Here is a 23,848-nt window from a genome sequence, read left to right as displayed (position 1 = left end):
GACGCAAACGAGCCACCCTCCACCGCAGGTGGCGGCTCGGCCGATTCGCCGGTAGGCGAAGCACCTTCCGCCACGACCGACTCACCCGAGCGCGACGCAAGCGAGCCACTCTCCGCCACAGGTACCGGCTCGGCCGTAGGCGAAGCGGGCGAAGCACCTTCCACCCCAGGTGCCGGCACGACAGACTCGTCCGAGCGCGACGCAGGCGAAGCACCTTCCGCCGCAGGTGCCGGCACGACAGACTCGTCCGAGCGCGACGCAGGCGAAGCACCTTCCGCCGCAGGTGCCGGCTCATCCGAGCGCGACGCGGGCGAGTTCCCCTCCGCGGCAAGCCGTGCCTCGTCGGCGGGCGAGGTAGGTGAAGCGTCGCCGCCGTCGGGTGCTGGCTCGGCGGGATCGTCAGGGTGCGGAACGGCCAAGCCGTCCTCTGCGGCGGGTGCTGGCGCGTCGGCCTGCGGTGACACGAAATTGTCGTGCTGCGAACGGGCCTCGGCTGGCTCCGCCTGGGAGGCCTGGTCCGCGGCGGACGTATCGGGCTGCTCGGCCGGCGAATCTGCCGTCGGCTCGCCGCCCTGCTGCGATACCTCCTCGGCAGGCTGCGGCTCGGGCGAGAACTCTCCCTGGAAGTCCGTCGCGGGAGCTTCCGGTTGGAGCTGTTCCTCGGGCTGCGCGGCCCCGGACCATTGCACCGAAAGCGGCGACTCCTCGGCGACCGACGCCGAAGGCGCGTGTCGCGGGGCGCCTGCCAACGCCTCGGCTACCGGGTCCGTCGTCTCCGGCGCCGCGTGGCGAGCCTGCTGCTGCGGTGCCTTGACCGGGCCTGGGAGGTCCGCTTCGGCGGCCACCGACCACTCCGGCTCCGGGGCGCGGTGTTCCCAGCTGGGCGGGGGTTCCGGGCGGTGCTGGTTCGGCGCCGCCTCCTCCGGGCGGCTCCACGCCAGGCCGCCGGTGGGCACCCCCGGTCGCGAATCTGCGGCCGCCGGGGGCGGCTCGACCTCAGCGGGAGAACCGGGCGCCTCAGCGCGCGAATCGACAAATCCGCCCGACGGCTCGGCCTCGGCCGCACCGAGGCGCGAATCGACGTACCCGCCCGACGGTTCGCCCCCGGACCTCGAGTCGACGAACCCACCAGCCGGCTCGACCTCAGGACGCGACTCCGCAAACCCGACCGGTAACTCGGCCGCGGGCCGCGCCTCACCAAACCCAACCGGCGGCTCGGCCGCGCGCCGCGCCTCCGCAAACCCAACCGGCGACTCGGCCGCGCGCCGCGCCTCACCAAACCCAACCGGCGACTCCGCCCCGGGCCGCGCCTCACCAAACCCACCAACAGGCTCAGCCGCAGGCCGCGACTCGACAAACCCACCAGACGCCTCAACGCCACCCGAAGCCACGGCCGGAGGTCCCTGCTCCCGCCCGCCCTGGACCGGCTGAGCCGGACCCGGCGGATGAGGCACCGTCCGCCACACCGGCGCCGGGCCGATGTTCATCGGGGCCGGGGCCTGGCTCGGCGGCGGGGGCGCTCCCGGAGGCGGGGCCTGCGGACGCGCAGCCGGCTTCGGGATCGGGTCGAGGCTGGACACCAGGACCGTCGTGTTGGCCGGGTCGTCCACCTTGCGGCCGCTGCGCTCGCGGTAGACCATCTCGCCGTCCGCGTCCATCTCCACCAGGTAGCCCGCCTCCGCGAGCTGCTCCTCGTCGAGATCCTCCAGCCGCTCGTAGCGGGACGGCACCACGCGGTAGATCGGCCACGTCAGCCGGGCGTTTTCGGCGTGGAACTGGGCCAGCAGCGCCGCCATCTGCTGCTGCCACGGCAGGGACATCCCCTCGGCCAGGGACCTGGGCAGCACCACGTAACCCGCGTCGACGCCGGGGTAACCGACACTCAGCTGGTCGGCCAGGGGCGTGCTGGACGCGGGGCGAGCCGACTGCCTCGGGGGCTGGGGCGCGCCGAACAGCGCCGCCGGATCCTGGGGACCGCCGGGCTTGCCTCGCTTGCCGAATTTCCGTCCCACGTGCTCATCCTCTGCCAGTACGCGGCCGCCTGCTCGGGGAAGCGCCGCGACGTCGGGTGAATCGGTTCCGTTGTCGGCCCATCCGCCGGCCCGCTCGTGTCAAGGGGCTTTAACCCATGCTAAACGCCGGGCCGGACCGCCTGCGGCACCACTTCGGCCTCATCGAACGAGAACGCCCGTGTGTGCACCGGAACACCGGTCTGCTGCGCCTCGACGACCTTCCCGTCCCCCAGGTACATCATCACGTGGTGGATGGTCTCCGGGTTCGACGGGTCGGTGGCGAGGAACAGCAGGTCACCGGGCTGCGCCTCCCGCACCGGCAGCATCGCGCCCGCGTGGTACTGGTCCTGTGAGACGCGGGGCAGGATGATCCCGGCCGACTCGTAGGCCCGCAGCATCAGGCCCGAGCAGTCGTACGAGTCGGGCCCTGTGGCGCCCCACACATACGGCTTCCCCTGCTCGCCCAGCGCGAAACTGATCGCCTTCGCGGCGGCCTGGCTCGGCGGCAGCAGCTGGCCCAGCCCGGTGCCGCAGGCGACGACGTCGACGACCTGGCCGACGTTCTCCACCAGCGTCGCCGCCATCGGCTCCCACTTGTGGTACCGGTCCGGGAACCCCGAGCGCTCGACGGCCTGCGCGGCGTCACCCGGGCGCTTGTTCTCCCAGTCCGGCACGGCCAGCAGCACGTCGTAGAACTTGTTGACCTCGTACGTCGGGTCGGTGACCTGCGCGACCGTGCCCCAGCCCATCGTCGGGCGCATCTGGAAGATGCCCAGGGAATCGCGGTCGCCGTAGGTCAGGTTGTGCAGCCCGGACTCGGTCATCCCGGCCTGGATCGCGACCTGCCACGCGCGCGGCGCCAGCGACCGCTGCTTGCCGATCGAGATGATCAGCGCGACGATGCCCTTCTGCTCGTCGTCGAGCTTCGACGCGTCGACCGTGCCGCGCTCGCCCTCGCCGGGCTGGGTCGGCCCGACCGAGGCGTCGCAGCTCATCAGCGACACGCCGCGGGCCTGCGCCTGCTGGTTGTCGACGACGACCTTGGCGGCGATGGCGGTGATGATCAGGGCGCCGATCGCGACGAACACGACCAGCCCCAGCCACAACCCCAGCCGCCGCACGGGTCAGCTCGCCTGGTCGTAGTCGGCGACCCGCCAGCCGGCGTTGGTGCTCACCACCGTGATGCTGAGCTTCGGGCCGTCGGTGGGGATCGTCAGCTGCACCGAGCTGGTGTAGGACGTGCCGACCGTCGGCTCACCGGTCACCTTCGTGGCGGGGACGTTCGCCGGGTCGACCGACGACATCACCGGCAGGTACTCCTCCGTCGTGTACGGCTTCAGCTTCTCCAGCCACTGCGCGGACGTGATGCCCGGCGGGTGGTCCACCCAGGCCGCGGCCCACTCCTTCGCGACGCGGACGGCGTCGCCGTTCGGCGCCGCCGTGGTCGGGGTGGCCAGCGGCGTGGACAGCCTCGTCGGCAGGTTCGACGTCGGCACCGGCGCGGCGACCCCGGACGGCGTCGGCGCGGTGACCGAGGTGGTCGTGGTCCCGGTCGTCGGCGACGCCTTCGCCTGCTGCTTGCCCATCACCTTCGGCAGGACGATGCCGAGCGCGGTGACCAGGATGGCCAGGAACACCAGGGCGCCGACCAGGTGGCGGGGCGAGCGCAGCGGCCAGCCCCACAGGCGGCGGTAGACCGCGGCGCGGCCGCGGTTGGTCCGGATCGGCATCGGTCACCGCCCCATGACGCTGTCGGTGTCCCGCGGTTCCTCGCGGACTTCGATGCCCCGCGACGGCCGGTACAACACGAAGACCGGCTTGCCGGCGACGACTTCGGGGTCGACGCGGCGCGGCTGCGCCCGCACTCCCGGCGTCCTCGGCGTGTCCTGGGGGGTGTAGTCGCTGAACCCGGACTCCGGCGTGCGGAGATCCGACGGCACGACGACGGGCTCGGGTTCGTCGTTCCAGCGACGGTCGGCCACCGGGGACGTGTCGACGCGCCGGCTCTCCTGGCCTCGCACCGTCGGATGGCCGCCGGCGCCCACGACGACGTACTCGCCGGGGTCACCGCCGGCCGGGTTGTACTGGCCGAACACCGGAGCGCCGGGACGTCCGCCCGCAGGCAGCGCGCCGGCCCGGCCGCCGTTGACGGCCCCCGGCCAGGCGCCGGACCACGCGGCGGCCGGACGGGACGCGCCCGAGCCGTTGTCGAGGCGCTGGGCGTTGGCGAAGATCGTCGCCTCCGGCCGGAACCGGCCGCCGCCGACGGTCGCGCCCATCGGGCCGCGCTGCTCGCCGTCGACGACGTCGTCGGTGTCGCGCACGTTCTGCCAGAACTCGTCCTGCGGGGTCGGGCCGCTGTGGTTGCGCCGGAAGCGCGAGAAGATCCCGCCGCCGGGCGACGGCACCGCGGCGCCGACCATGCTGACCGACATCTCGACCATCTGCCACAGCCGCCGCACCGGACGCCCGACCATGAACAGCAGCACGGTGATCAGCCCGGCGAGCACCATCTGGGTGAGCATGTTGAGCGAGTTCGAGGCGTCGAAGATCGCCTGCAGCAGCAGCGCGTGCACGCCGGCGAGCACCGAGAGCACCACGAGGTTGAACGCGACCCCGCCGGCGACCTTGAGCACGCGGCGCAGGATGTCCTGGTGCAGCAGCGCGACGAGCCCGATCAGCGGCGCGGTGAGCGCGAAGAGCCGGATCAGGACCTGCGCGAGCAGCACGGACGCCTTGGCGAGCAACTGGAAGAGCGAGTAGACGATGGCCTGGCCGAGGGACAGGAACCCGGCCCCGGTACGCCCGCCGGCCTCGCCGGTGAAGTACCCGGTGGCGGGGCCGAGCTTGGTGGAGATGTCCTTGTAGGCGTTCTTCTTGCCGTCGATGACACCCTGGTTGCCGTCGTCACCGTTGCGCAGCTGGCCCCACGTGAACGCCTGCGCGTCCAGCAGCGGGCGGCCGAACTGGTCGGCCTGCGGTGCGGTCGGCGAGCCGAACTCCCCGCGCAGCCAGTTCTTGTAGACGATCTCGTTGTGCAGGTTCGTCGGCAGCACGTGCCGGATGACCCGGTTGTCGGAGTCGTCGACGAACCCCGCCTGGATGTTCGTGGTCGTCTGCACGATCGCTTTGTCGATCGGGTCGAAGTACCGCAGCATCGCCAGTGACGACGCGGCCAGCCAGATCCCGGCCATCGCGTACAAGGCGCGTTTGCTGACCGCGGCGAGGTCGCCGCGCCAGATGTTGCGGAACATCATGATCGACAGGATCAGCGCGACCAGGCCGAACAACTGGGCGTAGATGTTGTTGTAGACCTTCTCCGCGCCCGACTTCACCGCGCTGTACAAGGGATTGAGCAGACCACCCTCGAGCACGGTGTAGTGCAGCGAGTTCGTCGCGCCGACGATGTTCTTGCCCAGGTTGAACAGCTGGTTGCCGCCCCAGGTGTCGAGCGTCGAGCCGGCCGGGGTGATGTTCAGGCCGGAACAGTTCGTCTCGAAGGTGTTCCAGACGAACCCGGCGTAGCTGTAGTCGACGTACGGGCTGCCCGCCTCGCCGTGGCCTTCGGCCGGGTCGATGGCGCCGACCATGCCCGCGCCGGGACGTTCGGGGTTCGGTGCCTCACCGCACGCGGCCGCGCTCGCCGCGGGCGCGGTCGCGATGGCCTGCAGGCCGAGGACCAGCATGACGGCGAACATCGTCGCCCTGCGGCTCGGTGTGCGCCTGCCGGGTCGCCGCGGACCGTCCTTGATCCGGCGCTTGAGCGCGTTCCACCCGGCTGCCAACGTCAGCAGCACCGCCAGCGTCAGCAGGGTACTCATGCGGCGTCCCGGCCGGTGCCGCCCTTCCCGCCCGTGCGGGCGTGCTGCTGCCCGCCGTGGCCGTTCTGGCCTGGTCCGGTTCCGTTCGGGGGTTGCCGGACGTCGCCCTGGACCTCGCCCGTTTCCGAGGCCAGCGGGTCCGGGGCGCCCAGGAGGTTTTCGTCGGCCAGGCCGACCTCCAGCTCCGCCGCCAGCTCGAAGTCCTGCTCCAGCTCGATGTCGTCCTCCGGCGGGGCTGCGACGAACGGCTTCTCCTCCGAAGGGTTCTTCGGCAGGGCCAGTTCCGTGCCCGGGCGCGGCTTGGCCGCGTCCTTCGAGCCCGGGGTCGTGTCCATCACCGCGCGCAGGTGGTCCAGGTGCGGGCCGGAGAAGTCGACGCGGATGCGCTCCACGCCGCCCGCGCCGTCGCCGAAGATGAACTGGCGGGGCTCGATGTCGCGTTCCAGGCCGCGTTGCGCGGCGCCCGGGCGGCGGCCCAGGGCCGCGACCACCTGCTCGTACCCGACGCCCACCGGCACCTTCAGCAGGCGCAGCGCGTCGGCCTGGGCGTCGTCGTCGTCGAGGCGGCCGACGAACACCGAGTCCAGCAGGGTCACGAAACCCTGGATCTTCAGGAAGTCCGCCGGGATCTGGGACGACAGCAGCACGCGGACGTTCCACTTGCGCGAGTCACGCGCGAAGCGGTTCATCAGCACGCGCCCGGTCGGCACCTCGGACAGGAAGAACGCCTCGTCGATCCAGACGCCCTTGCGCATCTCCTTCGGCTTCTCGTAGACCGACCGCTGGGTCAGCCACGCCGCCAGGTTCAGCATCTCGACGCCGAGGGACTCCGCGTCCGTCCAGTACTCGCGCGGGACGCCGTCCTTCGGCAGGGTCAGGCCCGCCATCGTCAGCACGGTCAGCCGGTCGTCACGGGTTTCGGCGTACGGGTCGGCGTCGGACTCCGGGATGAGCAGCGCCATCCGCTCGCGCATCTCGTCGAGGAAGTCCGCGACGACGCCCGCGTGCTCGTGGTGCTCGCTCGAGTCGCGCCGCAGGGCGTCGATCACCTGGCCGGGGTCGGCGTCGAAGCGGCCGCCGACGGTCCGGACCGCGCGCAGCAGCACGATCCGGGTCTGGGCCATCCGCGACACCTCGTACGGCAGCACGCCGGTGAGGACGTCCAGCACGAGACGCCGCCGGGTCGCGCCGGCCAGGGCCTTCTCGCGGCGCCAGGAGCGCTCGGGGTCGTCCTCGTCCATGAAGTGCTCGATCAGCGGCTCGGCGACCACCCGGTACGGGTTGAGGATGCCGGGCTGGGCGTTGAGCAGGTTGATCGGCCGCGCGTAGGGCCGCAGCTCCGGCAGGTCGCACAGCCGCGACAGCGGGCCGGACGGGTCGAGCAGCGTCCAGCTCGCCCCGGCCCGCAGCGTCTTGTAGACGATGCCGCCGCCGAGGAACGACTTGCCGGCACCCAGGCCGGCGACCATCGCGGTCAGGCCCGAGCCGTCCCGGATCTCCTGGGCCATCCACGGGTCCCAGGCCACCGGGCGCCGGGTCGCGGTGCAGGTCTCGCCGAGCAGGATGCCGCGCCGGTCGCCGACCTCCGCGGTCGCCGTCGGCACCGCCGAAGCGCTCCAGACGACCGAGCCGCGGCGCATGTAGGCCGCCGACGCCAGCGGCTCACCCGGGATGAACTCCCGTGCGAGCGCGTACTGGGCCTCCGGGTGCTCGATGGCGATCTTGGGCTTGTACAGGTCGAGCAGCTGCTGGGCCAGGCGCAGGGCGTCGCGCTCGGTCGGGCCGGACACCGCCAGCCGCCACCAGCTGCGCACGCGGGTGGCGAGCGCGGTGAAGCCCGACGTCATCTCGTCGTCGATCTCGAGCACCCGCCCGGCCTGCCGCGACAGCGACTGCGGCGGCTCCAGCTCGTGCTCGTCGGTGTAGTGCTTGACCTGCGAACGCACCTTGTTCATCTGGCGCTGCAGCTCGCTGGCGACCTCTTCGGGACGCCGGACGTAGATCCGCGCCGACACCTCGACCGCCGCGGGCAGCCGGTCGGCGTGCTGGATCCACGGGTCGTCGACCTCGGGGATCTGCAGGCCGTGCATCTGCCCGACGGTGAGGATCGCCAGGTGCCGCGAGACGCCGGCGTTGGAGCCGGTGCGGCCGCGGACGGTCACGGTCGGCGCGTACGGGTCGGCGTAGTAGTCGGCGGCGTCGGTGAAGCTGGCCAGGTCCTCGGGCTCCCAGGCCGCGCCGGGCACCGCGGGCATGTTCCGCGGCGCGGGCAGGCCGAGTGAGCACGAGCGGTGCATCAGCCAGGACATCTCCTCGGCGTGCACCGGACGGCCTTCGAGCCCGGCGCTGCCGATGACCTGGTCGAGGTGCTCGACCTCGGAGTCCAGCGCGGCCAGCTCGGCGTCGACGGCCTCGGGCAGGATCTTCCGCAGCACCGGCGCGGCCCGCTCGACCGCGCGGTCGACCATCCGCCGGGTCTGCACCTGGACGCCCAGGTAGACCTCTTTTTCGGCCATCGAGCGGCCCATCAGCTGCTGCTGCTCGCCGATCAGGTAGTCGTCGAAGGACAGCGCGCCCGGGACGTCGTTGGGGCGGCCGTGGGCGTTGTAGACGTGCGCCTCGGCCCACATCCGGATCGGGTAGGGCCGGTTCGTCACACGCAGGTGCAGCCAGCGGCCCTGCAGCTCGGCGTACTGGCCGGCGATGGCCGCGACGAGGTCGCGACGCTGCGAGTCGGAGCGGAACGACCAGCGCTGCGGCGCCAGCCGGTACCAGGCGTAGACCTCGTACCCGGTGCGGACCAGGTGCCCGTCGATGCTGCGCACCGCGATCGACGGGGTGTACGCGGGGATCGCCTGCTCACCGGGCAGGCGCCGGCCCTTGGTGCTGCCCCCGCCCGAACCGTTCCGCGCCGCGCGGACCTGCTCGGGCGGTTGCCACGCGCCCGAGTGTGCGTCCCGACCTTTACCTCGGCTACCGCCGCGACCGAACAACGACTACCTCCCGGCCCGAGCCGCGCTGCGGCTCCGGCGCGCTCGTGTGGCTCCCTGGACGACACCCGGCGGCGAGCCGTGGTGCCGGTACTGCCGTCTCCGACGGTGCTTCGGCAACGGGCGCTCCGCCCGCACCCGGACGCGGCTGGCGCTGACGGCGCCACCCGTGCCCGTGGTCTGTTCCCTCGGTGTGTTGAGCTCGCGCCCGGCCATCGCGACCACGGTGCCGAGCGGCCGCTCGTGGCTGATCTTGGCCGTCAGCAGCCGGGTCACCACGATGGTCGCGATGAACGCCCACGCCGTCGAGAAGAAACCGAAGCTCCACCCGGCCCAGCGTTCGACGCCGAGCACCAGGAAGAACACCGGGATGCCGATGAGCCACGCGACGTAGCGGGCCCTCCAGGGAAAAGTCGCTTTCGGCGGGCCGAGCCAGACGGCGTCGACCCGGTAGACCTCGTCATCAGTCCTGATCCGCACGTGGACCCCGTCTCAGCCGGTGAACAGGCCGGCGATCCACTGGCCCACGTTGACGCCGGCGCCGCTGACCGCGAGCCCGATGATCGCGAGCGCGATGACCACGCCCGCGAGCCGGCGCATGACACCGGCGTTGTCGCCCTTGCCGCCACCGAGCCACAGGAGCAGGAGTGCGACGGCCAGCAGCACCAGGGGGATGACGTTGTCAAGCAGCCACTGGCGCACGTTTCCGGTGCCCAGCTCGCCGGCGGCCAGCGTGTCGAGGGTGGTCAAGGTCATCATCGCGTTACTCCCGGTGCGCGGTGGGGGCCGCGCGGTTCTGGCTCAGGCAGTGCTTCGAACAACATCATGGCGGCTACGAGGGGTAGCGGTCAAAGCGCGCTGAGTAGGTACCGGCTCGCTGCTCAACCGGGACGGCGCGCTTGTTACCCGAAATCTCCACGCTCACCATCATCGCGGCAAGGGTCCTCCGGTCAAAGCCCGGCCGCCCATCGTTTTCGTCGCAGTGCCGAACTCACTCTCTTGGCAGAGAATTGCTCACTTTGCGTACCCGGCTTGTGACCACCGCCGGGCGGGAAACAGTGTGACACGACCCGAACGGCGGCCTTGCAGGAGTCCACACTGTGACGCCCAGTGGACCGTTCGGCCGAGTTCCCGATCTTCACGACCGCAAAGGTCCGTCACTAGGTGTTCAAGACCTCACACAAGTTTCACTACATAGCGTGATCTTGCTCCATTCAGACGCGTCCTCGCCTGACGCGTTCGGCCGCACGACGCCCACGGCCGGCCACAGGACGATCTTCACCGCGCCCGAAGCCTCCCCGCCGTAGCCGTCACCGCGCCCGGGACGAGCGCACTGCGTAGTCGTCGCCGGATTCCGGTCTCGCGCCGGTTGAACGAACCACTCGTCCGCGAGCACGTCGTGAGCGGCTCGAGCGGCAGCTCCCTTCAGCGGCGCTGCCGGGCGAACACCCCGTCGGGGAAGGCGCCGGCCGCGACGGCCTGCCGGGTGAGGTCGCGGCACAGCGCTTCGAGCCGGGCCGTCTTTTCCGGGCCGAGGTGGTCCCACGGGCCGGTCGCGGCGGCTTCCGTGGCGACCTCGATCCGGTCGCGCAGGGCGACGCCCGCCTCGGTCAGCGCGCCCTCGGCGTCGAGGAGCCCGCGGTCGGTCAGCCCGGCCTCGGCGGCGGCCCACTGCTCGTCGCTCCAGCCGCGGGTGAGCTTGGCGGCGTCGGTCGTGAAGCCGTGCCCGGTGGCGACGTGCGTGACGACGGCTTCGACGCCGCTGAGGCCGTTGAGCACGAGCGCGGCGACGTGGCCGTCACCGCGGTACTCGCGCACCAGCGTGAGGGCGTGCCAGAGGGCCAGGTGCGGCTGCTCGGGCCAGGGCAGCGCGGTGTGCGCGGCGTAGAGCGCGCGGCCTTCGCCGGTGCACCCGGCGGTGGCCTCGCGGGCGAGTTCGGCGGCCTCGGCGACCTCTTCGCCCTTGAGCGTGTCGTCGCCGAGGAGCCTGGTGAGGACCTTGTCGACGCCGTCGAGGCGGGCTTCGAGGACCTGTTCGGGCGTGGCCAGCGTCCAGGCCCGCGGGATCACCCGCGCGACGACCTCGGGGTTGAAGTTGTAGAAGGTCGCCGCGACGATCTCGGGGCCGACCGGGCCCATGGCGGCGGAGCGGCCGGCGAAGTAGGGCATCCGCCCCGGTCGCAGCCCGATCCCGGTGAGGGCGGCGTCGACTTCGGGGGCGAAGTAGGCCAGCGCGTGCAAGGAGTCGAAAGCCGACTTGAACTGCTTCTCGTTTCCCGCCATGCGGGCACCCTACCCCCGGGTAACCCCCGCCGACGAGCCTTCGTCGGCGGGGATGCGGGTGCGGGTGCGGACGAGCTGGCATGTAAGCCGGATCCTGTTCCCCGGTCGCCTTGCGGCTTCCGGGGCGGCGGTCATCCATCTCGGCCTGCCGTCGCCGGCAGGCTCCAGCGGCCTACCCGCAGGCTCGGACGGGCCGTCCTCGAACGCCTGCGCAGGAGCCGAAGCTCCCTCTTGGCCTTGCTCCGGGTGGGGTTTACCTAGCCGTCCCGGTCGCCCGGGACGCTGGTGGTCTCTTACACCACCGTTTCACCCTTACCCCTGGTCCGGGGACCGGGGGCGGTCTGTTTTCTGTGGCACTTTCCCGCGAGTCACCCCGGGTTGCCGTTAGCAACCACCCAGCCCTGTGGAGTCCGGACTTTCCTCGAGCCGGGTCACCCCGGCCCGCGACCGCCCTGCCAGCTCGTCCGCGCGGAGAAGCGTACCCGCGCGGCTCTCACCACCCCGCGACGGCACTGCGGTGGTCGTGGGAACCACCGTGACGCGGGCGCACGATCTCGGGCGCGGGCCGGGGTTCGGCCCCGTGCGCCTGCTGCCGGGCGAGCTCGGCCGTCCAGTGCAGGACGGCGGCGGGGCTGTCGAGGCCGATCAGCCCGACCAGCGCGCCACCCCGCACGAACCCGGTGATCGGGCGGGTGCCGGGGGCCGGAGACTCCAGGAGCACGGTGTCGGTGCCGAGCATCGGGCGGCCGGCGACCTGGATGCGGACGCCGTGCTGCTCGGACCAGTAGCGCGGCACCGGGGTGAACGCCGGCGAGCCCTGCGGACCGGCGAGCAGGTTCGCGGCGGCCGCGCGGCTCATCTCGACCGCGTTGAGCCAGTGCTCGTCGCGCTGCGGCACCGGGCCGAAGCGCAGGTTCGGCCAGCGGGCGACGTCGCCGGCGGCGACGATCGTGCTCGAGCCGACGACGTGGCACGTCGGCCCGCAGACGACGCCGTCGTCGAGCGGGAGCTTGGCGCCGCGCAGCCAGGACACCGCCGGGACGCTGCCGACGGCGACCACGACGCAGGCGACGTCGAGGGCCCGGCCGTCGGCGAACTCGATGCCGACCCCCGCGGGCGCCGGCCGCCAGCGCCGGATCGTCGTGCCGAGCTCGAGGCGGACGCCGCGGGCGGTGTGCAGCGCGGTGAGCCACTCGCCGATGTCGGGGCCCAGCACGTCGGCCAGCAGCGCGCGGGGCCGGCCGAAGAGGACGACGTCGCGGCCCATCTCCCGGAGGCTGGACGCGACTTCGCAGCCGATGAGGCCGTCGCCGACGACGGCGACCGGGCCCGGGCTGGTGAGCAGCGCGCGCTGCAGCGCGATCGTGTCGGACAGCGTCCGGACGACGACGACCCGCGGGTGGCCGTGCGGCGCGCCCGGCAGGCGGCGGGGTTCGACGCCGGTGGCGATGATCAGCCCGTCGTAGCGGAGTTCCTCGTCGGCGAGGTGGACGACCTGGCGGTTCGGCGACAGGCCCGTGACGGCGGTGGCGAACCGCCACTCGGCGTCCACCTCCAGCGGGTCGGCCAGGAGCGTGTCGGCGCGGCTGACGGCGCCGGTGAGCAGGCTCTTGGACAGCGCCGGGCGGTGGTAGGCGATGTCGGGCTCGGCGCCGATGACGACGACCTCGCCGTCGAACCCGAGTTCGCGCACCCGCTCCGCGGCGCGCAGGCCGGCGAGGCCGGCTCCGGCGATGACGATCCGTTCGGTCATCGGGTGGCTCCCAACAGGTGGATGGCTCGCATGGGACAGGCGCGCGCGGCGGCCCGGACGTGGGGGGTCAGCCGGGCCTCCGGCCGTTTCTCGTACTCCAGCCGGCCGTCGTGGCCGAGCCGGAAGACCTGGGGCGCCTCCGACTGGCAGACGCCGTAGGAGTGGCAGCGGTGGCTGTCGACATTGATCCGCAGGATCGCGTCGTCGTCCTCCGGGACGGCCGGCGCCGGCCCGATCAGCCCGGCCCGGACGAGCGCCGACGCGGGCAGCAGGCGCAGCACCGACAGCACGACCGGCGGCACGCTCGCGGTGATCCCCGCGAGCCAGACGACGGCGAGGTGCCCGCTGGAGACCGCGCCGAGCCAGGCGTGCACCGCGAGCAGGCCGATCGCCAGGTAGCCGAACTGGTGGAAGCGCAGCCAGCGGCCTTCACGCGCGCCGCGGCGCAGCCCGGCCGTCACCGAGACCGCGACGACCAGTTCGAAGCCGGCGATGCCGAGCGCGTGCCGCGTGGTGCCGTCGTAGAACGGGAGGAGCAGGTCGGCGAAGCCGAACGCGTCGTCGTCGAGGAAGAGGAACGTCAGCCCGTGCAGGGCGCCGGTGGCGAGGGTGAACGCGGCGAGCACGACGTGGCCGGAGCGCACGGCGTCCTGCCCGCTGAACCGGCGTACCCAGCCCGCGGCGGCCAGGACGCCCCAGCACAGGGTGAGGCACATGCAGAGGTAGGTGAGGCGGCCGGACAACGCGGCGGCCTCGGCGATCCCGCCGTCGTGCGGCGACGACGCGGTGTTCAGCGCGGCTGACAGGGACATGGAGCGGCTTACCTCCGGGTGCGCGGCGGGGTGGTGGCGGGGGTTCCGAGCAGGCGGAGCAGGCCGAACGTGGCCACGGTGGCGAGGGCGACGAGCACCGCGCCGAGCGTGAGGTCGCCGCCGCCGAGCGTGTCGTCCTCGGTGGCGGAGACGAGCAGGGACGTCGTCTCGGCGAGCCCGGTGCTCTCCAGCAGCGTCAGGTGCCCGAGCGTGGTGTCGACGGCGGTCTGGGCGAACGCGCGGACGTCGTCGTCGCGGGTGCCGGCGCGGACGTCGGAGGCGAGCGCGAAGAGGTCGCCGTACTCGGCGCGCAGGCGGTTGACGTAGACGCGGTCGAACTCGTCACCGGAGTCGGCGGCGATCTCGGCCGCCCACGCGCGCTCCTGGTCCGTGGGCGCGGAAGGCAGGGTCACGGCGACCCGGTCGGCGGCCGCGCGCAGGGCGACGCCGAGGCGGACCTGGTCGTCGGCGATGCGGGCGGCGACGTCGCGCACGCGGCGGTTGCCGGCGCGCTCGGCCGCCAGCGTGCTGGCCGGCCCGGCCCACAGCGAGTGCTGCTTGAGCCGGGTCATCAGGGCACGGTCGGTCTGCTGCAGTTCCCCGGCGGCGGCCGGCAGAACGGCGCCGAGCACCAGCGCGGTCGTGGCCGCGAACAGCGCCACGAATCGGAGCGGCATTCCGGGTCCCTTCGCGAAGTAGTCCTTACCGGGAGCTACGCGCAAAGGGCATTGCCTGGTTCTCGATGTCACCTTTTAGAGACTGTGACGTGCATCACAAGACAGTTTTTGAACCGGCCGTGAGCACTCACCGTGGCGACCGGGAGCCAATTAGCCGGGGAAACTGATGCATATGGCCTATTAAGTGCTTGTGCGCTACGCTCTGCTGGCGCATAAGTCCGCCAGTCAGGTGAGGTTGCGAAGATTTATGGATGCACTGGGAAGAACAAGTCTCGGCCACGCGGGCCACCTCTCGTCCGGCGTCGCGGTCGACTTCGCCGCGAACCCGACGGAAGACTTGATCCCGTTGCTGTACAAGAACTTTCGCACCACCCTGTTCAGCCAGGTGTTGTCCCTCACCAACTACGACCGGCAGTGGACCGAAGATGTGGTGCAGGAGACCATGATCCGCGCCTGGCAGCACTCCGACACCCTCGAACGCGAGCCCGGAATGCTGCGCGGCTGGCTGCTCACGGTGGCCCGCCGGATCGTCATCGACGGCTGGCGAAATCGCCGGGTCCGCCCGCAGGAGGTCGCCCTGGAGATCCCGGACAACGCCGAAACGGCCGACCGCACCGACAGTTCGTTAGCCGCGCTAACGATTTCCCGGGCACTGTCGGAACTCGACGAGAAATATCGCTCGGTGATCTCCGAGACCTACCTCGCCGGAAACACCGTTCGACAGGCCGCGACAATTCTCGGAATTCCGGAGGGAACCGTGAAATCGCGGTTGTACACGGCGATGCGGCAATTGCGGAAGGCGCTCGGGGAAGTGACGGTGCGATGAAGGAGGGGAACGAGCTGCACGAGGACGCCGCGGCCTACGGGCTCGGCGTCCTCGACGATCCGGGGGAGTTCGAGGCGCACCTGAGCGGCTGTGCCCGCTGCCGGGTCCGCGTCGCCGAGTTCCGCTCGGTGACCGGCGCGCTGGCGCAGGCGGTCCGGCTCGGCTACCTGCCGCCGGGCGACGGCACGGCCCCGCGCCGGAAGTCGTGCCTGTTCGGCGGGCGGCGGCCCGGCTCGGCGACCGGCACGCTGCTGCTGGTGGCGCTGGCCATCGGCGTGACGGCCCTGTGCGCGCCGGGCCCGGCCTGCGGGAAGGACCGGTCCGCAACCGCTGCGTCCATGGTCTCCCCTGCTCAGGTCGTCGCCGGCACCGGCGCCCACCTGCGGATTCTCCCGAGGTCGGCCGGTTTCCAGTAGTCTGCCCGAACCCAACATGAAAGTCCTTACGGTGGATACCGAAGTAAATCCCGAGAACCCCGTCAGCGGGGCTTCGGTACCGAAGCGTCCCGCTCCGCGGCTCCCCGGCCGCGAGCCCGAGCTCAGCCGCCTGACCAGGCTTTTCCCGGTCGCCCTCGGCGGCACGGCGGCCAGCGCGGTGCTGGTCGGCGAGTTCGGCATGGGCAAGAGCGCCACGCTCCGCACCGCCGCCGCCCTGGCCGCGGACGCCGGCTTCGCGGTCGCGATCGCCACCGGGTCGCGGCTCGAGAGCCACCTGGCCGGCGGGCTGGCCCGGCAGCTGGCCGACGCGCTGGACGACATCACCGCCGACCCGGCGTCACCCCGCCCGCGGACCGCGCACGCCACCGAGCAGTGCGGCCCGGCCGCCGAGAGCGAAGCCCTCGAGCGCTTCTTCCACCTCGTGCGCCGCGCGGCCGAGCAGGGCCCGCTGTTCCTCGGCATCGACAACGTGCACCTGTCCGACGCCTGGTCGATGCGCTGCCTCGCCTACATCCGGCACCGCGTGCTCGACCTGCCGGTGTTGATCATACTCACCGCCCTGATCGGCCACCCCCCGCACAGCGAGGTGGCGATGCTGGAGATGGCGGGCTGCACGCCGGCCACGATCACCCTGAACGGCCTCGGCGACGCCGCCGCGGCGGAGATCCTCGGCCTCGCCCCCGGCGAGCTGGCGTCCACCTGCCGCGAGGCCACCGGCGGCAACCCGTACCTGCTGCACGCGCTGCGGCCGCGGCTGCTGCCCGGCGCGGACCCGCACGCGCTCGGCTCGTCGCTGATCGGCCAGGTGCTCCACACCCGGATGCACGAGTTCCCGCACGCCCCCGCGATCCTGCAGGCCGCCGCCATCCTCGGCCAGGACGCGGGCTTCGACCTGCTGGCCCAGCTCGCCGGCATCAACGAGCTCGACGCGCTGCAGGCGATCGACACGATGGTCCGGCTGCACGTGCTCGACAACAGCAACCAGCCGACGCTGTCCTACCCGTTCGTCCGCAACTCCGTGCTCAAGGACATGCCGCAGACGACCCGGGCGGTCAGCCACGCCCGGGCCGCGAAGCTGCTGGCGGAGACCGGCGCGCCGATCGAGCGCGTCGCCGCGCACCTGCTGGACGCCACCGCGGTCCGGATCCCCTGGGGCGTCGACGTGCTGCGGCTGGGCGCGCGCAACGCCCTGTTCGCCGGCGAGGCCGACCTGGCCGCGCGGTACCTGCGGCGGGCCCTCGACGAGCGGCTGAGCTCCGGGCGGCGAGTGGCGGTGCTGCTGCAGCTGGCCCACGCCGAGTTCCAGCTCGACCCGCCGGCCGCCGCCGTGCGGGTGCGCGAGGCCGTCGACAACATCGGCCGCCGGGAGACCGCCGCGTTCATCGCCACCGCGATGCTGCTGTCGCTCTGCGGCGGCCAGGACGCCCGGCTCGCGATCAGCGCGGCCGGTCAGATCGCGGCGCGGCTCGACGCCGGCGGCCCGGACGCCGTCTGGCCGCTGCTGTGCATGACCTACCTGGCCGAGGCCGGCAGCCGGCTCGGCCCGCCGCCGGAGTTCCGGGACTTCGAGGAGCAGTGGGCCCCGCTGACCGACCCGGCCGCGCGCCGCAGCCGCTCCGCGCTGCTGGCGCTCGACGCGGTCCGCAGCGGCGAGTCGGCGCAGGACGCCGTCACGCACTTCGCCGACGCGCTGAGTCACATCTCGGCCCCGGCCGAAGACGGCACGCCCCGCAGGCTGGGCGGCGGCGACGGCGACCTGTTCGAGCAGCACTACTTCTTCACGCTGGCCACCGCGGTGCTCGCGGACGAGCCGGTGCACGTCGACCGGCTGTGCCGGGTCCTCGACGTCGAGCGCGAGCCGTGGGACGTGCACATCCCGCAGGGCGCGCTGCCGACCCTGGCCCGCGGGATCGCGCTGCAGGCCAGCGGCGACCTGCAGCGGGCGAGCGTCCACTTCGAGTCGCTGCTGCGCCGGTTCGACGAGCGCGGCGCGACGACGACGTGCCCGGTCGGCGTGCTGTGTGCGGCGAAGCTCGTCGAATGCTGGGTCGACCTGGGCCGGTTCGAGGCGGCGACGTCGCTGCTGGACCGGATGGACTTCGTCGCCAGCCAGGGCTTGTTCACCCACACCTACCTGCTGTACGCGCGCGGCCGCCTGCGCGCCGCCACCGGGTACACCCGGTTCGGTTTCGAGGACCTGCTCAGCTGCGGACGGCGGCTCGCGCACCACGGCATGCGGTTCCCCGGGTTCGTCCCGTGGCGCGCGCACGCCGCCCGCGCGGCGCTCGCCCTCGGCCAGTCCGACGACGCGGCCCGGCTGGCGGAGGAGGACCTGTCCGCCTCGACCCGCTGGGGCGCGGCGCGGCCACTCGGCACGGCGCTCACGACCCTCGGTCTCGTCCGCGAGGACGACGAGTCCGAGCGGGCGCTGAACAAGGCGATCACCGCGCTGCGCTCGTCGCCGGCCCGGCTGCAGCTGGCCACGGCGCTGACCGAGCTGGGCGCGCTGCAGGCGCGGCACGGTCAGTCCGAAAAGGCCATCGAGACGCTGCGCGAAGCGGTCGAACTGAGCGAGCACTGCGGCGCGCGTCCGCTGGCCCGCCGTGCGGCGGAGGAACTGCGGTCGTCCCGGCGCGCGCTGACGCCGGCCAAGGACAACGAGCACGGCCTCACCCGGCAGGAGAACCGCATCGCGGTGATGGCCGCGCAGGGGCTGACCAACCGCGAGATCGCGACGGCACTGCACCTGACCCGCCGCACGGTCGAGCTGCACCTGTCCGGCGCGTACCGCAAGCTCGGCATCCCCGGCCGGGCCGAACTCGGTGGTGCGCTGGCGAAGTCCCAGCGCGTGGACACGCGTTGACCGCCTGCGACGTCGTTGCTCTACTCGGGCCATGGCTTCGCTCGAAGAACCCCTGAAATTCGCCTACTGGGTCCCGAACGTGAGCGGTGGGCTCGTCACGAGCGACATCGAGCAGCGCACCGACTGGGGCTACGAATACAACCGCGAACTGGCCGTGCTCGCCGAGGACAACGGGTTCGAGTACGCCCTCTCCCAGGTCCGCTACACGGCCAGCTACGGCGCCTCCTACCAGCACGAGTCCACCGGGTTCAGCCTGGCGCTGCTGCTCGCGACGCAGCGGCTGAAGGTGATCGCGGCCGTGCACCCCGGCCTGTGGCACCCCGGTGTGCTGGCGAAGTTCATCGCCAGCGCCGACGTCATCTCCGGCGGCCGCGCCGCGGTGAACGTCGTCAGCGGCTGGTTCAAGGACGAGTTCACCGGTCTCGGCGAAGCCTGGCTGGAGCACGACGAGCGCTACCGGCGTTCCGAGGAGTTCATCCGCGTGCTGCGGGAACTCTGGACGAACGACCACGCCGAGTTCCGCGGCGACTTCTACCGGATCCACGACTTCGACATCAAGCCGAAGCCGGTCGCCGCACCGCACCCGGAGATCTTCCAGGGCGGCAACTCCACGGCGGCGCGCAAGCTCGCCGGGCGCGTCTCGGACTGGTACTTCAGCAACGGCAAGGACTTCGACGGCTTCAGCGAGCAGGTCGCCGAAGTGAACGGCTACGCGGCCGAGAACGACCACACCGTCCGATTCGGACTGAACGGCTTCCTCATCGCCCGGGAGACCGAGAGCGAGGCGAAGGCCGTGCTGCGCGAGATCGTCGAGAAGGCCAACAAGGACGCCGTCGAGGGCTTCCGCAACGCCGTCAAGCAGGCCGGAAAGTCCACTTCGGACAGCAAGGGCATGTGGGCGGACTCGGAGTTCGAGGACCTCGTGCAGTACAACGACGGCTTCCGCACCCGGCTGATCGGCACGCCGGAGCAGATCGCCGACCGCGCCATCGAGTACAAGCGGCGCGGCGCGAACCTCCTGCTGCTCGGCTTCCTGCACTACCTCGAGGACGTCGAGCACTTCGGCAAGCACGTCCTGCCGGTGATCCGGGAGAAGGAACGCGAACTCGCACGCGGCGCCGCGACCCCCGAACCCCTGGGCGTCTGAATGTCCTGAAGGAGGCTCCGGCTAGCGTGAGCCGGTGAACTTCTGGGCGGGTGCCGCGAGCCTTGTGCTCCTGATCGGGGTGCTGGTCTTCGCGATCGTCCGCCCACGCGGCTGGCCGGAGGCGGTCGCCGCGGTGCCGGCGGCCGGCCTGGCGCTGCTGCTCGGGCTGGTGCGCCCGGCCGCGGCCGGGCACCGGGCCGTCGAGATCCTGCCGACCCTCGGCTTCCTGGCCGCGATCCTCCTGCTGTCCTTTCTGGCCAGTGTGGACGGCGTGTTCGACTGGCTCGGCAACCGCCTCGCCGAGGCGTGCCACGGCAGGCCGAAGCGGCTGCTGGTGCTGACGTTCGCCGCGGCGGCGGGCGTGACGGCCGTGCTCAGCCTGGACGCCACGGTCGTCCTGCTCACCCCGGTGGTGCTCGCGACGGCGTCGAGCCTGAAGATGCCCGCGCGCCCGCACGCCTACGCCTGCGTGCACCTGGCGAACTCGGCCTCGACGCTGCTGCCGGTGTCCAATTTGACCAATCTGCTGGCCTTCGCCGCGTCCGGGCTGACGTTCGCCGGGTTCACGGCGTTGATGGCGCTGCCGTGGCTGGTCACCATCGGCATCGAACTGCTCGTGTTCCTGCGGTTCTTCGCCGCGGATCTCCGGCCCCGGGAGACGGCGGAGCCGCGGCAGCACCTGGAGACGCCGACGTTCGCGCTGGTCGTCCTGGCGGCCACGCTGGCCGGCTTCGGGCTGGGCCCGCTGGCCCACGTCGAGCCGGTCTGGATCGCGACGGCCGCGGCCCTGGTCCTGGGCGTACGGGCGCTGGTCCGGGGCAAGATCAAGCCGTGGCAGCTGATCAGCGAGGCGGCCCCGCAGCTGTGCCTGTTCGTGCTGGGCCTGGCGGTGGTGGTCGAGGCCGTCTCGGAGCACCTGCTCGGCGGCCTGCTGCGCGACCTGCTCCCGACGTCGACCGGCCTGGTGGACCTCCTGCTGGCGGCCGGCGTGGCGGCCCTGCTGGCCAACCTGGTCAACAACCTCCCGGCGACGCTGATCCTGCTGTCGGTCCTGGGCACCCACCCGGCGCCGGGTGTGCTGCTGGCGGTGCTGCTGGGCGTCAACATCGGCCCGAACGCGAGCTACCTGGGCTCGCTGGCGACCCTGCTGTGGCGCCGGGCGCTCCCGCGGCACCCGTCGGCGAAGACGTTCCACACCCTGGGGGCGCTGACAACCCCGCTGTGCCTGGCCGCGGCGACGGTGGCCCTGTGGCTGGGCCTGACCGTCGCGACGTGACCCGTCACCGGTGCGAGACGTCACGCCAGGCCTGACGATCCAGGACATCCCGGTACTGCCTCAGGATGCGGTCGCGTTGGCCGGGAGTACAACCGTTCCGCTCAGGCATCCGCGTCGCCAAGTAGCCGGCGATGATCTCGGCGGTGCGGTACCGGTCCGCTGTCGGGCTCTGCCGCGCGACGTGTGCCGCGTGTGCGGTGAGCACCGCGGGCGCCGGCGGATAGGTACTCAGGCTCATGCCCATGCCTTCGCAATCGGCCATGGTCCTCAGCAGCAGACCAGTGTGGTCTACCAGGTCGTCGTCCGGGTCATCGGCGGCTTCGTGCAGGTGAGCCGCAGTGGCGACCTCTCCTGCGAAGTAGCCGTTGAGGAAGTCACCGTCACAGGCATGGCGAAGCAGCCAGGGACGCGAAAGGGACGTCACCTGCCGGCAGAGGGCTCGCACGACGTCGACCCGTCCCCAGCCGCCGACGCGCTGGGCCAGCCAGAGCAGGGCCTCCTCACCGCCGCTACGACGCCTGAGCGCATCGGCGGCCAACGACCCGAACCGGTCCGACAGCAACCCGATGGTCTGGATCAACGGGATGTCCTGCTCGACCGAGTCCGTGGCCAGCAGAGCCAGTCCGATCGTGGCCGAGCAGCGGTCGGTGCTGTGCCGCACCAGCCATCGGCCGGTGTGCCGAACTCGCTGCCGATCCGCCCGCAGGGCGGCCGCGGTGATGTGCTCGTTGCGGCGGATCGGGACGTCGACGGCGTGGAACGCGTCGGCAAGATCGCTTGGCGGGGCGCCGGGATCGCCGAAGTACCGGTCGAGGACACGCGCGGCTTCGGCACCTCGAAGGCGCCGATCCCCCACTGCCGGTGGACGGTGCCGCCGGTGGAGGTCGTCGTCCGGATACGGCTCGCCGTCCCGCCGCAAGGGCGCGTCGGGCGCCGCCTGGTGAAGCCGCAGAGCGTGCCGGAACAACGTGGTCCGGGGTGCTCCCGGCTCGATCGGCGCGCTCACCGGCGGGCGGAGGGCTCGATTCTCTCGGTCATGACCACCATGATCACCAGCGCGAGCCCGTCCGGGCAACCAGGTTCCGGACTCAGTTGCCCGGCATCCTCAGGGTCTGGCCCGGCTTCATCGTGGCGCCGCAGTCGTCCAGCGGGCCGCCGAAGCGGTCCGCGGCCACCGCCGGAATCGTCACCTTCGCGTAGTCCTGGGCCGCCTTCAGCTTCGCCGGGTCGGTCACGGCATCGCGACGCACCCAGTCGCCGTTGCGCAGGCCTTCGATCGGCGACGAGTAGATCAGCACGTAGTCGCGGTCCAGGCGGGGGTCCAGCGCGATGCCGTTGCCCGCGGCCCACGGGCCCCACGAGTGGATGAACGTCGGCTTGACCGTGTCGAACACGTAGTTGCGCAGGCCGGCCAGGTCGTTGTCGTGGACCAGGTCGGCGATCGGCTTGTTGACCAGGCCGGCCATGTCCACCAGCTCGAGCCGGCTGGTCATCGACGAGCCACCCAGGTCCGGCAGCAGCAGCGACGCCTTCTGGATGCCCAGGATGTCGGCGTAGGTGTTGAACCCGCGGCCGAAGCGGTCCGCGACCAGGCAGGCCGTGATGTTCGGGTTCTTCGCGAACTTGTCCGCGGCCTGCGCGAAGCCGACGGCCGACGGGACGAACGCGCCCACCAGCACCACGACGATCCCGATCCGCAGCAGCGCGCGGCGGTGCTTGAGCAGCTCACCGGCCGACAGCGTGCCGGCGATGACCGCCAGCGGCCAGATCGGGCTGGCAAACCGGTGCTGGTACATCCAGTCGGCGACCAGCACGCCGTACGCGACGATCCCGAGCCCCAGCGGCACCAGCAGCGCGACCAGCGAACGCCGCCACGGCGCCTTGACCAGCGCGAACGCGATCACGAGCAGCAGCAGGACCACGCCGGCCCAGCCCGCGTACCCGGCCAGCTCGAAGGGGCGCTTCAGCGCGTCGATCCCCGGCAGGCCCTGCTGCTTCGCGACCGACGGGTTGGCCAGCAGCCGCCCGAACTCGGAGTGCCGCCAGAGGACGTACCCGCCGAACGGGACGGCGAACGCCGCCACCGACAGCAGCGCCAGCCGGAAGCTCTTCCAGAACAGGCCCGAGCGCAGCAGGAAGAGCGCGGCCAGCGGGTACGCGCCCGCGTAGATGAGCCCTTCCGGCCGGGTCAGCGCGGCGAACGCGACGATGACGCCCGCCCAGAGCGCGACCTTCGGCGTCAGCAGCTTGTCGCGTTTGACCGAGACGAACAGCGTCACGCCCAGCGTGACCACCGCGAACGCGAACAGCGAGTTCTCCAGGCCGGACACGACCCAGATGACGAACGACGGGATCGTCGCCAGCGTCAGGCCCGCGACCAGGGTGACCAGCCACGCGAAGCGCGTGAAGATCTGCTTCGCGGCGATGTAGCAGGCCGTCAGGATGCCGCCGGTGAACAGCAGGCCCAGCAGCTTCGGGAACAGCACGTAGTCGGGCAGGCCGAAGAGCTGGCCGTGGTCGAAGAGGCCAACGAGCTTGCCGACACCGAGCAGCACCATCCACGTCGGGTCGGAGAAGCCCTCCACCGGCGGGGCGCCCGGCTGCAGCACCGGGCCGAGGCCGTCGGCGAAGCTGCGGGCGTAGGAGAACGTGATGGCGGCGTCGTCGACGATCCAGTGGCCGTAGCGCAGGGCGTGGACGGCGACCGCCGCGACGCCGGCGAGCACGGCCAGCACCGGCGCCAGCCGCGCACCCCAGCTCCGGCCGGTGGTGGCGGGCGCGGGGTCCTCGGGGACGTCGCTCTGGGAGGTCTCACTGAGTGCGCTAGCCGTCATTTCCTCGTCACTGTTCCGCCCGCAGGCCTCTGCCGGTGGGATACGCACGAGCTGGCGCCCCATGAAGCGCGCCCGAGGCCGGGCCCGCCACCGCGGCGTCGCGGTCGGGACACTGTA

17 protein-coding genes and 1 other RNA gene are annotated in these 23,848 nt (G+C 72.1%); 5 read left to right on the top strand and 13 right to left on the bottom strand.

Annotation, left to right across the window (positions count from 1 at the left end; translation table 11 throughout):
* Positions 1–2,131: 2,131 nt before the first annotated feature.
* From ACGFMK_RS16455 to ACGFMK_RS16405, 11 genes are all read right to left on the bottom strand, one after another.
* Positions 2,132–3,133 (bottom strand): C40 family peptidase, encoded by a 1,002-nt coding sequence (locus tag ACGFMK_RS16455; RefSeq protein WP_392763177.1) that lies wholly within the window; start codon positions 3,131–3,133, stop codon positions 2,132–2,134.
* A gap of 3 nt (positions 3,134–3,136) precedes the next feature.
* Positions 3,137–3,742, bottom strand: coding sequence for a hypothetical protein (locus ACGFMK_RS16450; RefSeq protein ID WP_392763174.1), 606 nt, complete (start codon positions 3,740–3,742; stop codon positions 3,137–3,139).
* Positions 3,743–3,745: 3 nt separating this feature from the next.
* Positions 3,746–5,833 carry a magnesium transporter gene (locus ACGFMK_RS16445; RefSeq protein WP_392763172.1) on the bottom strand — a complete coding sequence of 696 codons (2,088 nt, stop codon included), beginning with the start codon at positions 5,831–5,833 and terminating at the stop codon, positions 3,746–3,748.
* The gene (locus ACGFMK_RS16440) at positions 5,830–8,826 is read right to left on the bottom strand and encodes an ATP-binding protein (RefSeq protein WP_392763170.1); all 2,997 of its coding nucleotides are present in this window, start codon (positions 8,824–8,826) and stop codon (positions 5,830–5,832) included. Before ACGFMK_RS16440 ends, ACGFMK_RS16445 begins: the two co-directional genes overlap by 4 nt.
* Before the next feature lie 3 nt (positions 8,827–8,829).
* Positions 8,830–9,303, bottom strand: a complete 474-nt coding sequence (locus ACGFMK_RS16435; RefSeq protein ID WP_392763167.1) for a hypothetical protein — start codon at positions 9,301–9,303, stop codon at positions 8,830–8,832.
* Between the two features lie 12 nt (positions 9,304–9,315).
* Positions 9,316–9,582: a hypothetical protein gene (locus tag ACGFMK_RS16430; protein ID WP_004562703.1), complete on the bottom strand. Its 267-nt coding sequence runs from the start codon at positions 9,580–9,582 to the stop codon at positions 9,316–9,318.
* Positions 9,583–10,248: 666 nt separating this feature from the next.
* Positions 10,249–11,106 carry a hypothetical protein gene (locus ACGFMK_RS16425; RefSeq protein ID WP_392763163.1) on the bottom strand — a complete coding sequence of 286 codons (858 nt, stop codon included), beginning with the start codon at positions 11,104–11,106 and terminating at the stop codon, positions 10,249–10,251.
* A gap of 67 nt (positions 11,107–11,173) precedes the next feature.
* An RNA gene (rnpB, locus tag ACGFMK_RS16420) (RNase P RNA component class A) lies at positions 11,174–11,569 on the bottom strand.
* Positions 11,570–11,599: 30 nt separating this feature from the next.
* Positions 11,600–12,859 carry an NAD(P)/FAD-dependent oxidoreductase gene (locus ACGFMK_RS16415; protein ID WP_392763160.1) on the bottom strand — a complete coding sequence of 420 codons (1,260 nt, stop codon included), beginning with the start codon at positions 12,857–12,859 and terminating at the stop codon, positions 11,600–11,602.
* Positions 12,856–13,671, bottom strand: coding sequence for a 4Fe-4S domain-containing protein (locus ACGFMK_RS16410; protein WP_392763157.1), 816 nt, complete (start codon positions 13,669–13,671; stop codon positions 12,856–12,858). Before ACGFMK_RS16410 ends, ACGFMK_RS16415 begins: the two co-directional genes overlap by 4 nt.
* A gap of 8 nt (positions 13,672–13,679) precedes the next feature.
* Positions 13,680–14,348, bottom strand: a complete 669-nt coding sequence (locus tag ACGFMK_RS16405) for a DUF4142 domain-containing protein (RefSeq protein ID WP_392763154.1) — start codon at positions 14,346–14,348, stop codon at positions 13,680–13,682.
* 247 nt (positions 14,349–14,595) lie between these two features.
* Here ACGFMK_RS16405 and ACGFMK_RS16400 point away from each other — a divergent pair, with 247 nt between their 5' ends.
* The 5 genes from ACGFMK_RS16400 to ACGFMK_RS16380 are packed head-to-tail and all read left to right on the top strand — an operon-like array spanning position 14,596 to position 20,897.
* A complete protein-coding gene (locus tag ACGFMK_RS16400) occupies positions 14,596–15,174 on the top strand; it encodes a sigma-70 family RNA polymerase sigma factor (protein ID WP_392763151.1) in 579 nt (192 codons plus the stop codon).
* Positions 15,171–15,590 (top strand): hypothetical protein, encoded by a 420-nt coding sequence (locus ACGFMK_RS16395; RefSeq protein ID WP_392763149.1) that lies wholly within the window; start codon positions 15,171–15,173, stop codon positions 15,588–15,590. The genes ACGFMK_RS16400 and ACGFMK_RS16395 overlap by 4 nt, the downstream gene beginning before the upstream one ends.
* A 31-nt stretch (positions 15,591–15,621) precedes the next feature.
* The gene (locus ACGFMK_RS16390; RefSeq protein ID WP_392763146.1) at positions 15,622–18,474 is read left to right on the top strand and encodes an AAA family ATPase; all 2,853 of its coding nucleotides are present in this window, start codon (positions 15,622–15,624) and stop codon (positions 18,472–18,474) included.
* Between the two features lie 31 nt (positions 18,475–18,505).
* Entirely contained in the window at positions 18,506–19,621 is a 1,116-nt protein-coding gene (gene sfnG, locus ACGFMK_RS16385) for a dimethylsulfone monooxygenase SfnG (protein WP_392763144.1), read from the top strand.
* Between the two features lie 34 nt (positions 19,622–19,655).
* Entirely contained in the window at positions 19,656–20,897 is a 1,242-nt protein-coding gene (locus ACGFMK_RS16380) for an SLC13 family permease (protein ID WP_392763141.1), read from the top strand.
* A gap of 4 nt (positions 20,898–20,901) precedes the next feature.
* Here the strand turns inward: ACGFMK_RS16380 and ACGFMK_RS16375 are convergent, their stop codons facing one another.
* Together ACGFMK_RS16375 and ACGFMK_RS16370 are read right to left on the bottom strand one after the other, a co-directional pair.
* On the bottom strand, positions 20,902–21,903 hold the full coding sequence (locus tag ACGFMK_RS16375) for a hypothetical protein (RefSeq protein WP_392763138.1): 1,002 nt from the start codon (positions 21,901–21,903) through the stop codon (positions 20,902–20,904).
* 82 nt (positions 21,904–21,985) lie between these two features.
* Positions 21,986–23,731, bottom strand: a complete 1,746-nt coding sequence (locus ACGFMK_RS16370) for a hypothetical protein (protein ID WP_392763135.1) — start codon at positions 23,729–23,731, stop codon at positions 21,986–21,988.
* Positions 23,732–23,848 lie beyond the last annotated feature (117 nt).

The sequence above is a fragment of the Amycolatopsis sp. NPDC049252 genome (genome assembly GCF_043197175.1).
GTDB lineage: Bacteria > Actinomycetota > Actinomycetes > Mycobacteriales > Pseudonocardiaceae > Amycolatopsis.
Note: the sequence above shows the minus strand (reverse complement) of the source record. Positions and strands in the feature narration are given on the sequence as shown.

Bases quoted from the DNA above. Each gene is read 5' to 3' on its own strand.
- ACGFMK_RS16395 (WP_392763149.1), top strand. From the start codon at position 15,171: ATGAAGGAGGGGAACGAGCTGCACGAGGACGCCGCGGCCTACGGGCTC.
- ACGFMK_RS16450 (WP_392763174.1), bottom strand. From the start codon at position 3,742: ATGCCGATCCGGACCAACCGCGGCCGCGCCGCGGTCTACCGCCGCCTG.
- ACGFMK_RS16405 (WP_392763154.1), bottom strand. From the start codon at position 14,348: ATGCCGCTCCGATTCGTGGCGCTGTTCGCGGCCACGACCGCGCTGGTG.
- sfnG (WP_392763144.1), top strand. From the start codon at position 18,506: ATGGCTTCGCTCGAAGAACCCCTGAAATTCGCCTACTGGGTCCCGAAC.
- ACGFMK_RS16410 (WP_392763157.1), bottom strand. From the start codon at position 13,671: ATGTCCCTGTCAGCCGCGCTGAACACCGCGTCGTCGCCGCACGACGGC.
- ACGFMK_RS16370 (WP_392763135.1), bottom strand. From the start codon at position 23,731: ATGACGGCTAGCGCACTCAGTGAGACCTCCCAGAGCGACGTCCCCGAG.
- ACGFMK_RS16430 (WP_004562703.1), bottom strand. From the start codon at position 9,582: ATGATGACCTTGACCACCCTCGACACGCTGGCCGCCGGCGAGCTGGGC.
- ACGFMK_RS16415 (WP_392763160.1), bottom strand. From the start codon at position 12,859: ATGACCGAACGGATCGTCATCGCCGGAGCCGGCCTCGCCGGCCTGCGC.
- ACGFMK_RS16400 (WP_392763151.1), top strand. From the start codon at position 14,596: ATGGATGCACTGGGAAGAACAAGTCTCGGCCACGCGGGCCACCTCTCG.
- ACGFMK_RS16425 (WP_392763163.1), bottom strand. From the start codon at position 11,106: ATGGCGGGAAACGAGAAGCAGTTCAAGTCGGCTTTCGACTCCTTGCAC.
- ACGFMK_RS16445 (WP_392763172.1), bottom strand. From the start codon at position 5,833: ATGAGTACCCTGCTGACGCTGGCGGTGCTGCTGACGTTGGCAGCCGGG.